This window comes from Lacrimispora sp. BS-2 (assembly GCF_040207125.1).
GTDB lineage: Bacteria > Bacillota > Clostridia > Lachnospirales > Lachnospiraceae > Lacrimispora.
Window position 1 is genome coordinate 1,185,695 of sequence record NZ_CP157940.1, and the last position, 12,824, is coordinate 1,198,518.

Consider the following 12,824-nt stretch of genomic DNA (forward strand, 5'->3'; position numbering starts at 1 on the left):
GCAGGAGGGAGTTTAATCTCTTTGGCACTAAATTTGCATTGCAGACATCGTGAGCGGAGAGTAGAGTTTAAATTAACATCAAAAAACAGTACCGGAAAACTACTATCCAGTACTGTTGTATTCCTTCTATTGGTAATGTTTTAAACATCATGTGTGCTGATGCCTCATTTCAATCCTTCAGCCAGGGATAACAGGCTTGTAATTAACGGGTTCTTCTATTACACGGTCATAGCGATAGGATGAAAAAATTAGACCAAGAAGCAACATATTACAGATGATACTTAACCGTCCCTCTGAAATCAAAGGAAGATTGGGAAAGGTTGCATATTGAAGGCCGAAATTTCCCAACAGGTAAAATACTCCCTGCCAAAGCAAGCATTGACCACAGCAAAAAGCAAGAGATGAAGCCAGTTTCCCATGGATCCGTCTAATGTATGAAAAAAGGATCCAATAAAACAGGCATATGGTTCCTATCATTGCCAGTCCCGGAAGCCATCCAAACAGGAAGATACATACGGCAATCAAGTAATTATTATGATAATGCAGAGGAAGAATATCCCAGAGAGTCACATCATCTGCCTGATAGCGGATATATCGCGGTCTGCCTCCTTGATTTCTAATTGCCTCCACTTTATCCTGAAAGTCCTGCTGTTGTTTGTCGGTATGAATACCTGTGGCGTCTATGCCAATATGCCGTGAATCGTGGGAAGCAAAATACCATGCACCGGTACCGTAATCCATCATTTCCTCCGGGGAGAGTTCAAGACCATGAGTAAGAGGAGTTCTTGAAAGCAGTTCCTGAATCAATATTCCATTGTAAGTATCATTCCAGGTAGTGTAAACCGCGGACTGTGGAGATAGAAAAGCTTCTGTTTTTTCACGGCCGGAAGGTGTTAAAAAAAGCGGACTTCCGAGAAGAACAAGAAATGCCAGTGTACCGGAATAAAGATATTTTTTCTTACCGGAAAGAATCCCGCGGTGAATCATAAAACACACGGTTCCAAGTGTACTCAGAAGAAAAATGGCTCCTGCAGTATCACTATACGGGCCAAATGTATACATGAGAAGCATCCATACTCCTGCACACCTAAGAGCGGCTGTCAGGAATTTCTTTCTGTTATGGCGGGAACAATACAGCAGCACTGTGATCACTGGAACTAACAGCAATGTGGCAAAATAGGCAGTACTGGCGATACCAAACCGTCTCCCGCTAAAGTGCGTCAGGAAAAATATCACTATTTGAGTCAGATACAGCAGGCATATAAATGATGCCAGTATCTTTCTGTGCCGGATTAAGAAGGGATACCCCTTTAATACAGTAAATACAAGCAGAATTCCTCCTGGAATGTAGTAAAGATAGCCATTTGACATCTGCTCCGGTGTCCACCGTAAAAAGCAGGAGAGAACAAAGCCTGTCAGAAGCAGCAAAGCGGTGATGAAGGCAAGTCTGGGGGATTTTTGAATCTTGTGGACTTCATTCAGCTCAGTACCGATGACGATTGCATCTCCCATGCCGTGAAGAGCCTGACGCTCTGCATCAGCATGAGAAAGTCCTTGGGATTCATACTCCTCAATCCGGTCTTGAATATGTGATTCCAGCTCCTGATGAATGGAGGAACGTAACGGTTTATAAGAAATCTGGTCAGTTACCTCTTCTAGAAAATGGGAGACTGCAGAATCAGAGATTTTTTTATTCAAATAGAACACCTCCCATCACCTGGTTGACGGCAGTCTGGTAGACCTTCCACTCTTTTGATTTTTCTTCCAGCATCTTCTGCCCATGAGAGGTAATTGCATAATATTTGCGGCGGCGGCCGTTGTCTGCAGTCTCATGATAACTTGTGACAGCTCCCTGTTGTTCCAGGGTGTGCAAAATTGGGTACAGTGTGCCTTCCTGGAGCTGAAATACATTCTGGCTTTGCTGTTCCAGTATACGTATTATCTGGTATCCGTACATGCTTTGCTCTTTCAGAAGCTTAAGTACCAGCATAGAAGTGCCAAGGGCCATATAGCGTTTGTCCATATAATTGCCTCCTTTTTTCAGTGCCTTTTTTATCAACATACCAAGATGTTCTAGGTATATTGATATTATACATAGACAATCCAGGTATGTCAAGCCAATAAAACCGCATTAAAATTTTGCTATTTTCTAATAGGTCCACCGATACACGAAGGGGATCCACCTGTCAGTTACAGTCCATGTTTTAGCAGTACTCTACTCTTTTGGCATCAAGTTTTTTCATGTTCTATCTTCCACATAATCAATTTGTTTTCAAATTACAGTTTTTATTACGGCTCATAAATCTCTGTCAGTTCTGTAATGTTATTGCCGCTTTCGTCAGTATGGACAATTAATTTTGAAATTGTCGGTTCTGGGAAGTAACTGCCACCTTGATTCAAGTAGTTGATAAGCTTTTTGCCGTTTGTGCCATTGCTGCTATCATAATCAATGTAACTCACCAAAACGTCAGCAGGGAGCAGCAATTTCGTGTTTCTGACCACTTCATATTTTGTCACGTCGCTATTTTCAGCCATTTTACCTGTAGGAGCAAGAACTTCGATATACAAAGAGCAACTATCCCCCATTTCAAAATCCACAATTCTGATAACGCTCCCGTCCACAATATTCGGTTCTGTTACCATGCCCGGTTTATTACCTAAGTCTGTAAAATTTGAGGCGCTTCCAGAAGCAGACTCAGTATTGACAGCAGAAGCAGGAGGTGTTTGTGTGATTTCATTAACCGATGCGAACATCGTTTCAACTGAACGGTTCCAGTTGTTCTGAAAATCCGCCCAACCAAGCCCGATGTTTTTCAGATATTCGGTAATATCTTCCCGACTGTGCGTTACCCGGGAAATGTATTTCTCCTTGTCGAGTTCCCCGAAACTCGGTGTTTCACGAAAAGCAATATTCACTTCCTCAAGGTTATCAATTAGCACGAATAATAGTGCAGAGTTCTTGGGCGTAACCGTTATATTCCTCATATCGGTCGTTTCACCATTGCTAGGTTCATAGTAAATGGTGAGTGTATACGGCGCTCGGCCAGTTCCGTAATCGTCACCGATTGAAAAAAACTGTTGTGTATACCCTCTGTCAAGCCTTGGCAGGGCATATACAATTTTTCCAACCGCGCTGTTATTGCCAACATAAGGCGTCCGCATTGCGAAAAGCGCGTTTAAGTCATCCATGTTTGCATTCATATCAGGGCTTGTCAAAACAATCGCGTAAACGGTATTTACCTGCGCCGGATAGGACTCCGCGATTACACCGTTATAATAGACAATGACTTTATCACCTACATTAAAATGGGTCATGCTATCTTTTAATTTCACATCGAGAGAAACACTCATCAAGTCGCTGCTCCTGCGCACCTCCTCGCCCTCATCGACGATTACAAGGATTGTATTATCGTACACTTCGGTTACCGTTCCGGCGAAGTGGGGCTCTTTAGCGATATTGTTCATAGACATTGGCAGGATCGGATCTAAAATGCTTTCCTCCGCAGTGCGATTCACCGCGAACCCAAGGCTCAACACCGTCACAAGCATAATGGCAAGCGTAATAATTATCTTCGACGGCTTTTTGAAATTCAGCACGTTCTTTATCCTTTCTTTCATACCGCCCTCCCCGAACGCAAGAGGACCTCCGTTCAATATTTTACGCTCCGCCGCCACACGGACGAGTGACAGCGAATAAGCGCTTTTAATCTCTCCGCCAAGTTTGCGTATCACGGATTCATCGCAGGACATTTCCATGTCTGCGCTCATCAGAACAAACGCCGCCCATACCAACGGATTGAACCAATGCAGGCAGAGCACAAGGTACGCGAACATTTTAACAGCATGATCGTGACGTCTGATGTGCGTCTGCTCATGCAGGACGATATAGCGCTGTTCCTCGTTGGTCAGTCCTGCAGGAATGTAAATCTTCGGTTTGAAAAGCCCGATCACAAGCGGTGTTTTGAGGTTGTCGGCTTCATAAAGATTGCCTTCGATAAGCGTCGCGCCGCAAAGACTGCGTTTTATTACAACGATTGATACAAAACTGTAAATAAGCATAACTGCAATGCCGAAAAGCCAAATGCAGGTACCGATAAAAATCCATATCTGCAATGGGTTTATGCTTGTGACGGGAGTGGCGGCAGGCAATGCGGCGCTTATGGCATTGTCGATAACTGTTATCCCGCTGTCAATGCGCGGAACGGCTTGCGTTGCGATGTCCTGCGGGATAGGTTTGGAGTTGAATGGGAGCAAACTGAACACTCCCTCCAAAGTAAACGGGAACACCAGCCGAAATCCCGCAACCGCCCACAGCGCATAGGAGATAATCTTCGGTGCTTTTTTGAGCAGTAACCGCGCTAAGATAATTGCGGCGATAACAAAACTTGCTGTCAGGCTCATATTGAGGACTGACAGAAAAATCCTTTCCATATCTCAGTCCTCCTTGTGTTCGTTAATCAGGCGAACAAGTTCCTCTGCCTGTTTGTCGGATAACTTTTTTCCGCCAATGAATGACGCGAGAAAACGTGGCAGACTACCGCCGAACGTATCCTCGATATAGCGGCGGCTCTGACCCGCGAAAAACTCTTCACGGCTTATAGCCGACGTAACGACTGCACCCTCGTTTTTGAAAATTCCCCTGTCGCACAAACGCTTCAGGATGGTGTATGTGGTAGATTTTTTCCACTGCATAACTTCCTTTGACAGCCGGACAAGCTCTGTTGAGTTAATCGGCTCATTTTCCCAAATCAAGTCGGCGAATCTCAATTCCGTTTCCGCCAATCTATAGTCAATCATATGACAATCCTCCTATTGCTCTACTATTAGTAAACCTTAGATAAAGTTTACTTCGAGTAGACCTGATTGTCAAGAGGAATGTATTTGTCCTCCCCTTTTTAGTGAGAGAAATCCTGGAAAATTCTATAAAAAAGAACATATGTTTGCATTTTTACCCTGCCTATGTTATAATATGAATAGGATGACGGACGGAAGCCACACCTTCCTGACCTTTAAGATATTAATGCAGTATTAACCAGGCAGCCGGAATACAGTGTTTCATAAACCGGCATGAATGTCCGGAATCGGAGATATGTGATTTTATTTGGAACCACTATCATGTGGTTTTAATTTTTAACCATCAAACGAACATTTGTTCTATCATGAAAGGAGACTGGCGTATGATGATCACAAGAAACAACTTAAATGAAATATTGTTTGAAAACCAGGATGCAAGGCTGTTAATAGAGCGGGTAGTTTCACGTACGCAAGCTACCTTATATTATTATCATGACGTTGAGATCACAGTAGAGAAGGCATTGGAGATATACAACCGTGCGGTAAGGGCGGAAGAGGAAGATGGGGCCTGCTGTGTATCATTCCTGGATTTTTCCAGAGAAAAAAACAAATTTCTGTATTCAGGAAGTTCTTGCTGAAACGGCTTTTGGACATGGACTAATTTCAATAAAGAAATCAAAACAATTCAAAACGGGATAAAATAATAAAAAATATTGACATAAATAATAAAATTATGTATAATTCATATAATTTCATGGGCAAAATGCCAATGAATTAAGACGAAACAAGAAAAACAATATTAAAAGGAGAGGGAAAAATGAAAAAAAGAGTATTAACTTTAGGCACTGTAGCCTGTCTTGTTATTGGAACCCTGGCAGGTTGTGGTTTTACCGGATCCACCGACAGCTCCACTACCGGAGGATCTTCCCAAAGTGCGGCATCAAGTGAAGCCACTTTTGACAAAACGGCGGATTCGTCAGCCGGCGATCAGGTGCTTAGCGTATATGCAAATGCCGAGATCAAAACCCTGGTACAGTGGGCGGCCTCCGACAACCAGTCATCAAAGGTAAACAATAACGCATTTGAAGGTCTGCTTCGTCTGGATGAGAATCATGAGGCGCAGCCTGCACTGGCGGAAAGCTATGATGTTTCCGATGATAAACTTACATATACCTTTCATTTGAGAGACGGCCTGCAATGGAGTGACGGAACTCCTTTGACAGCAAAGGATTTTGTATTTGCCTGGTTAAAGCAGATGAGTGCGGAAGCCACCAATGGCTACAGCTTCATCATGACAGACTATATTGTAAACGGGGCCGAGTATAACGAAGGCAAGGCCAGTGCGGAAGAAGTGGGAGTAAAGGCCCTTGATGACAAGACCTTTCAGGTGACTTTAAAAGCGCCTACCCCTTATTTTGCCCGCTTGACTGTCCTTTGCCAGTTCTTCCCATTAAACGAGGAATATGTTACCTCAAAAGGCGACCAGTATGGTTTAAGTGCGGAGAATATGATTTACTGCGGCCCATACGTTATCACCAGCTATGATCCGGCAGTAGGGGCTGCCTTGAAAAAGAATGATAAATACTGGGATGCTGCAAATGTAAAGGTTGGAAATGCTCAGGTAAGGGTAATGAAGGATGCATCCGCAGCCCTTAACGCTTATCTGGCCAATGAACTGAGCCAGGTGGCTCTTGATTCTTCCAACGTAGCCGCTTACCAGAATGATCCGGAATTCAGTTCTAAGAGCGAGTTCAGAACTGAATATCTGCAGTTCTCCTTAAGCAATCCGGTTATGGCAAACAAAAATATCCGCAGGGCTGTTTCCATGGCAATTGACCGTGAGACCCTGGTTAAGGCAATTCTTGCAGATGGCTCTGCTCCCAGTGAGGGTCTGGTTGCGGAAGGCATGTATGGAGACGAAAGTAAAAGCTTCCGCGATTTAAACGGAAATATTTGTCAATTCGACCCGGAACAGGCTAAGAAATACTGGGAAGAGGGATGTAAGGAATTGGGACAGACACCGGCCCTGACCTTGCTGGTAAGAGATGATTCTGTGACAAAAGCAGTTGCAACCTATATACAGAGTGAATTAAATAAGAATTTAGGCATTGATATTGTGATCGATACCAAGACGGTTCAGGCAAGAAATGAATTAATGGATAACGATAATTACATGTTTGCATCTACCGCATGGGGCGCTGATTATGACGATGCCATGACATACCTTGATTTATGGACCAACGGTACTCCATACCGCGGCTCCTATCAAAATGAACAATATAATAAGCTGATTAACGGTGCAAGAGTTGAAACCGATGACGCCAAGCGTCTGGATATGCTGCTGCAGGCGGAGAATCTTCTGGTTGACGAGGATGTGATTGTCGCACCTTTGTACCATAGAGGTTCTGCAACCCTTACAAAATCCAATGTGAAAGGATTGATCAATCATCCTTTCGGGCCGGATGTGGAATTTAAATACGCTTATTTTAAGTAAGCCGCAGCGTATAGGGGAGTTGCCCTGACCAACGGAATGCGGAAAATGAGAAGAGCCGTCCTTCCTTTTTAAAATTGGAAAAGGGCGGCTCTTTTTAAAATCTCAGGAGAATATGAATGCAAAGGAGGACACAGCATGATAAAATATATCTGCAAGCGACTGATATATCTGGCGCTGACATTATGGGTCATTGTTACAGCTACTTTTTTTCTGATGAAGAAGCTGCCAGGCTCTCCTTTTGACGCGGAACGCTTTAATATGATGTCTGTTCAGCAGCAGCAGGCCATTTTAGAGCAGTATGGGCTGAATCAGTCCGTACCCCGGCAATACATAAAGTATATGGGAAATATCCTGCATGGAGATTTCGGAACATCCTTTACCTACACCGGACAGAAGGTATCTGCCGTAATTGGAGGCAGGATCGGTCCCTCCGCTTTAATCGGCCTCCAGGCGGTGTTGATCGGGCTGGCAGTTGGACTGACATTGGGAATTATTGCGGCATGGAGGCATAACAGCGGGATCGACTATTTCACCATGATCGTGGCTGTCCTTGGAGTCTCTGTACCTAATTTTGTGGCTGCGGCACTTTTGCAGTATTATGTGGCCTTAAAATGGGGAATCCTGCCAGTTGGTTTCTGGACCGAATGGAAATGCTCCGTTCTTCCGTCCATTGCTCTGTCCTTTTCTGCCACGGCCATGATCGCCCGGTTTATCAGGACAGAGATGCTGGAAGTGCTGGAGCAGGATTACATCGTCACAGCCAAAGCCAAGGGACTTAGTCCGATGAAGGTGCTCATGCGCCATGCCGTAAGGAATTCGATCATCCCTGTGGTGACGATTCTGGGACCCATTGTTGTAAATTTGCTGACAGGCTCTCTGGCAGTAGAGAATATTTACACCATCCCGGGAATCGGCAGCTTATTTGTAGACAGTATAAAGGCCAATGACTATTCCACGATCATGGGAATCACGATTTTTTACAGCGCGTTCTATATTTTTGTGGTGCTGATCGTTGATATCGCTTATTCTCTGATTGATCCCAGGATTCGTCTGGCAGCCGGCAGGGAGGGTTAAGAATGGATGAATTATTTGTAAAGGCAAATGTGGATGAATCGGAGAAAGAACATATTGCCCGACCCAATTTAACAGCCCTTCAGGATGGCTGGCTTCGTTTGAAGAAAAATAAAGCGGCAGTTGTCTGCTTGTTTACATTGATTGCAATCGGGCTTCTTGCAATACTGGCGCCGGTATTTTCAAGATATTCTTATAAAGAAACGAATTATGACATCATTTATCAGACGCCCTCCCTGGTACATCTCTTCGGTACGGACCAGTTCGGCCGAGACCTTTGGGTCAGAACGTGGATGGGGACCCGCATATCCCTGCTTATTGCCCTTGTTGCGGCTCTTTTGGATTTAACACTGGGAGTGACCTATGGAGCGGTTTCCGCTTTGGCCGGCGGCAGAGTGGATGCCGTTATGCAGCGAATCATTGAAGTACTGGTGGGAATCCCCCATCTGATCATTGTCATCCTTTTGATGATGGTCATGCCGGCTGGGATCTGGACGATTGTAGTGGCTCTTTCCATTACCGGCTGGGTGAATATGGCCCGTCTGGTCCGCGGATCCATTTTAAAGCTTAAAAATCAGGAGTTTGTTCTAGCGGCACGGGTGTTGGGAACCAGTACTGCCGGAATCATATGGAAGCATCTGATCCCCAATACGGTAGGAGTTATTGTCATCAATGCCATGTTTACCATTCCGTCCGCCATATTTACGGAAGCATTTTTAAGCTTTATCGGCATTGGCATGCAGGAACCAAAAGCATCTTTGGGAGTTTTAATTAACAACGGATACCAGGTGCTTCGTAATTTCCCCCATGTGTTGATTTTCCCGGCAATCGTGATCGTCCTGATTATGGTATGCTTCAGCATTCTTGGAGACGGCCTGCGGGATGCTCTGGATCCAAGAATGAGAAAGTAGGTGAATCGACGTGAGCAGATTATTGGAAGTCAATCAGTTACAGGTACATATAAAAACCCAGCATGGTGTAGTCCAGGCAGTGCGTGGGGTAAGTTTTTATCTGGATGAGCAGGAGACTTTGGCAATCGTTGGAGAGTCCGGCTCCGGCAAATCCATTTCCGTAAAAAGCATTATGGGCCTGCTTCCGAAAAACGGAAAAATCGTGGGAGGCAGTATTCTCTTAGACGGCAGGGACCTTGCAAAATACAGTGAGCGGCAGATGCAGGCGGTACGGGGTTCGGATATTTCCATGATATTCCAGGATCCCATGACCTCTTTAAACCCTACGATGACCATTGGCAAGCAGATTGTGGAGGTGTTAAAAGAGCATCGGAAGGATATGACAAAAGCACAGATGAAGCAACGGGCTCTTGAGCTGATTTCCCTTGTTGGGATTTCCAATCCGGATACAAGGTTTGACCAGTACCCCCATCAGCTTTCCGGCGGCATGAGGCAAAGAGTCGTGATCGCGGTGGCCCTGGCCTGTGATCCCAAGATTTTAATTGCCGATGAGCCGACGACGGCTCTGGATGTAACCATACAGGCACAGATCCTGGATCTTATGAAGGATCTGCAAAAGAAAATCAAAACCTCCATTATTATTATTACCCATAATCTGGGGGTTGTGGCTAATGTTGCGGACCGGGTTGCCGTTATGTACGGAGGCCAGCTGGTGGAAAGCGCCGGTGTGCGGGAGCTGTTTTACCAGACAGAGCATCCTTATACAAAGGGGCTTCTGGCATCCATACCAAAGGCTTCTCATAAGGGAAGCGAGCTGACGGCCATTCCAGGGACTCCGCCGGATCTGATGGATCCGCCAAAAGGCTGTCCTTTTGCAGCCAGATGCAGGTCCACCATGGAGGTCTGCAGACAGTATCCGCCGGAGAATATGCTTTGCGGTGAAGGCCACCATGCGCGCTGCTGGCTTCTTGATGAGCGGGCAAAGGCTCTCAGGGAATAGGAGGAAATTATGATGTCGGCAGAAAAGAAACCATTATTAGAGGTAAAGCATATAAAGAAATATTTCCAGGTGGGAAAAAATCAAATTTTAAAAGCAGTGGATGATGTCAGCCTGGATATTTATAAAGGAGAAACCCTTGGCCTGGTAGGGGAAAGCGGCTGCGGGAAGTCTACTTTCGGCCGTACCGTAATTCAGTTGTATGAGCCAACGGAAGGCAGGATAATATATGATGGACAGGAAATGAGCGGAAGTTTATCTGCGGTGGAGCGCCATGGGTTTACCAGAAAGATGCAGATGATTTTTCAGGATCCTTATGCATCCCTTAATCCGCGGATGAAGGTCATTGATATTGTTGCGGAAGGAATTGATGCTCATGGAATCTTAAGTGGGGAGGAACGGAGAAAGAAAGTGATGGAGCTTTTAGAAACGGTGGGACTTTCCGAAGAGCATGCAAACCGTTTCCCCCACGAATTTTCCGGCGGACAGCGTCAGCGGGTGGGCATTGCCAGGGCATTGGCAGTGAATCCGGAGTTTGTGATCTGTGACGAGCCCATCTCCGCACTGGATGTTTCCATTCAGGCACAGGTGATCAACTTGTTAAAAGAGCTGCAGGAGAAGAGGGGGCTTACCTATCTGTTCATCGCTCATGATCTTTCCATGGTCAAGCACATCAGTGACCGGATCGGTGTCATGTATCTTGGGGCCATGGTGGAGTTAGGGGACAGTGAAAGCCTTTTTGAGACTCCGCTTCATCCCTATACCCAGGCATTGCTTTCCGCAATTCCCATCCCGGACCCTGATGTGGAAAAGAGCCGCAGTCGGATCATGCTGGAGGGAAGTCTTCCAAATCCTGTCAATTTGAAGGAAGGATGCCGGTTTGCTTCCCGCTGCCCTCATGCAGAGCAGCTTTGCCGGGAAAAAACACCAGAAATGAAAGAAGTCTTGCCAGGGCATTTTGCAGCCTGTCATAAGGCAGTGTAGGATGCAGGCAAAAAAATATATATGGTTAGGAGAAAATAATGAAGGACTATATCTTGGAGGTCTGTGTGGATTCTGTGGAATCTGCCAAAGCAGCAGTACAGGGAGGAGCCGGCAGGCTGGAGCTCTGTGCAAATCTGGTGATCGGGGGGACCACCCCTGGAGTGAGTCAGTTTAAGCAGATCCGCAAAGCCTGTGACGTTCCGATCAACGTGCTGATACGGCCCAGGTATGGAGATTTTTTGTATACAGAACATGAATTTCAGATGATTTCAGAGGATGCACAGATGTTTCGGGATCTTGGCGCAGATGGGGTTGTGGTGGGATTTTTAAAACCGGACGGGGATCTTGACATGGAACGGCTGAACGTGCTCAGAGAAAAAGCGGGAACGGGAAACATGACCCTGCACAGAGCTTTTGATGTATGCCGGGATCCATACAGAAGCTTAAAAGAAGCCATGGAGGCAGGGATAGATACCATACTGACATCAGGACAGCAGAATACCTGTATGGAAGGAAAGAAGCTTTTAGGGGAGCTGATCGGGCAGGCGGCCGGACGGATCGATATTTTGGTAGGCAGCGGAGTCAATGTAGATGCCATTGCCAGCCTGATGGATGAGATAGATGCCCGGTGCTTTCATATGTCGGGAAAGACGATCGTGGACAGCGGCATGATCTACCGGAAGGAAAATGTAAATATGGGCATACCGGGAATCGGGGAATATGACATTTTCCGTACAGAAGAGGAACAGATACGCCAGGCAAAAAGGCTGATGGAGGAGAAAGCATGTTTACGGAAGAGCGTTTAGACAGGATTTTGCAAATCCTTCACGATCAGGGAATGGTGAAGGTAAAGGATTTAAGCGCCCTTTTTCAGGTGACGGAAGACTGCATACGCAAGGACTTAAAAAATCTGGAAAATGCCGGAAAGCTGAAACGGACCTATGGCGGAGCCTTATTATCCCAGGATTATCCTCTGAAACGGGATGTGATTGACCGGAGAGATACGAATATCGAGAAAAAGAAATTAATTGCCCAGAAGGCTTTTGAACTGATCAGGAGCAATGAAACCATATTTCTGGATATTTCCACTACAAATATCATGGTGGCGGAACAGCTTTCCAAGTCCCGCAAACGGTTGACCGTGGTTACGAACATGATCGATATTATGCAGACTCTGGCAGTTAATCCAGATATCACTTCCATTGGGACAGGAGGAATCATGTACCGTACGGTAAACGGCTTTATGGGGGCGGCTGCCATTGAAATCATTAAACAGTACAGCTTTGACAGGGCCTTCATCGGAACCTGCGGCCTGGACCTCACGGACAATTCCATCACCACCTTAGGTGTGGAGGATGGCTTGACAAAGAAGGCGGCAATAGCCAGCAGCAGGCATAAATATTTGGTAATGGAAAAAGATAAATTTTATTTTAATGATTCCTATAAATTTGCCCATTTTGATGACATAGACGGAATTATTACGGACTCCATGCCGGATGAGGCCACAGCCAGGAAGCTTTACTCTGCAGGAGTTACTATTATGTAGCTTCTGCCGGGCCGTCTTAGTCAGAAA

The 12,824-nt window shown here is 45.6% G+C and carries 12 protein-coding genes; 8 read left to right on the forward strand and 4 right to left on the reverse strand.

The features are described from left to right. Positions 1 to 177: 177 nt before the first annotated feature. The 4 genes from ABFV83_RS05665 to ABFV83_RS05680 form a co-directional block, all read right to left on the reverse strand. Positions 178 to 1,698 carry a permease prefix domain 1-containing protein gene (locus ABFV83_RS05665; RefSeq protein WP_349947954.1) on the reverse strand — a complete coding sequence of 507 codons (1,521 nt, stop codon included), beginning with the start codon at positions 1,696 to 1,698 and terminating at the stop codon, positions 178 to 180. Continuing rightward, complete coding sequence (locus tag ABFV83_RS05670; RefSeq protein WP_349947955.1) at positions 1,691 to 2,023, reverse strand: helix-turn-helix transcriptional regulator; 333 nt, start codon at positions 2,021 to 2,023, stop codon at positions 1,691 to 1,693. The genes ABFV83_RS05665 and ABFV83_RS05670 overlap by 8 nt, the downstream gene beginning before the upstream one ends. Before the next feature lie 266 nt (positions 2,024 to 2,289). After that, positions 2,290 to 4,431, reverse strand: coding sequence for a M56 family metallopeptidase (locus ABFV83_RS05675; RefSeq protein ID WP_349947956.1), 2,142 nt, complete (start codon positions 4,429 to 4,431; stop codon positions 2,290 to 2,292). A 3-nt stretch (positions 4,432 to 4,434) separates the two neighbouring features. Beyond that, complete coding sequence (locus tag ABFV83_RS05680; RefSeq protein WP_349947957.1) at positions 4,435 to 4,797, reverse strand: BlaI/MecI/CopY family transcriptional regulator; 363 nt, start codon at positions 4,795 to 4,797, stop codon at positions 4,435 to 4,437. Positions 4,798 to 5,177: 380 nt separating this feature from the next. Between ABFV83_RS05680 and ABFV83_RS05685 the strand changes: the two genes are divergently transcribed. The 8 genes from ABFV83_RS05685 to ABFV83_RS05720 all read left to right on the forward strand — a co-directional run bounded on the left by ABFV83_RS05685 (position 5,178) and on the right by ABFV83_RS05720 (position 12,797). Then, positions 5,178 to 5,432, forward strand: a complete 255-nt coding sequence (locus ABFV83_RS05685; RefSeq protein ID WP_349947958.1) for a hypothetical protein — start codon at positions 5,178 to 5,180, stop codon at positions 5,430 to 5,432. 179 nt (positions 5,433 to 5,611) lie between these two features. After that, positions 5,612 to 7,288 (forward strand): peptide ABC transporter substrate-binding protein, encoded by a 1,677-nt coding sequence (locus ABFV83_RS05690; RefSeq protein ID WP_349947959.1) that lies wholly within the window; start codon positions 5,612 to 5,614, stop codon positions 7,286 to 7,288. Between the two features lie 135 nt (positions 7,289 to 7,423). Further along, complete coding sequence (locus ABFV83_RS05695; RefSeq protein ID WP_349947960.1) at positions 7,424 to 8,362, forward strand: ABC transporter permease; 939 nt, start codon at positions 7,424 to 7,426, stop codon at positions 8,360 to 8,362. Positions 8,363 to 8,364: 2 nt separating this feature from the next. Further along, a complete protein-coding gene (locus ABFV83_RS05700; protein ID WP_349947961.1) occupies positions 8,365 to 9,270 on the forward strand; it encodes an ABC transporter permease in 906 nt (301 codons plus the stop codon). Between the two features lie 10 nt (positions 9,271 to 9,280). Continuing rightward, entirely contained in the window at positions 9,281 to 10,270 is a 990-nt protein-coding gene (locus ABFV83_RS05705) for an ABC transporter ATP-binding protein (protein ID WP_349947962.1), read from the forward strand. 9 nt (positions 10,271 to 10,279) lie between these two features. Beyond that, positions 10,280 to 11,251 carry an oligopeptide/dipeptide ABC transporter ATP-binding protein gene (locus tag ABFV83_RS05710; protein WP_349947963.1) on the forward strand — a complete coding sequence of 324 codons (972 nt, stop codon included), beginning with the start codon at positions 10,280 to 10,282 and terminating at the stop codon, positions 11,249 to 11,251. Positions 11,252 to 11,289: 38 nt separating this feature from the next. Continuing rightward, entirely contained in the window at positions 11,290 to 12,057 is a 768-nt protein-coding gene (locus ABFV83_RS05715) for a copper homeostasis protein CutC (RefSeq protein WP_349947964.1), read from the forward strand. Further along, positions 12,036 to 12,797 carry a DeoR/GlpR family DNA-binding transcription regulator gene (locus tag ABFV83_RS05720; protein WP_349947965.1) on the forward strand — a complete coding sequence of 254 codons (762 nt, stop codon included), beginning with the start codon at positions 12,036 to 12,038 and terminating at the stop codon, positions 12,795 to 12,797. Before ABFV83_RS05715 ends, ABFV83_RS05720 begins: the two co-directional genes overlap by 22 nt. Positions 12,798 to 12,824: the final 27 nt, after the last annotated feature.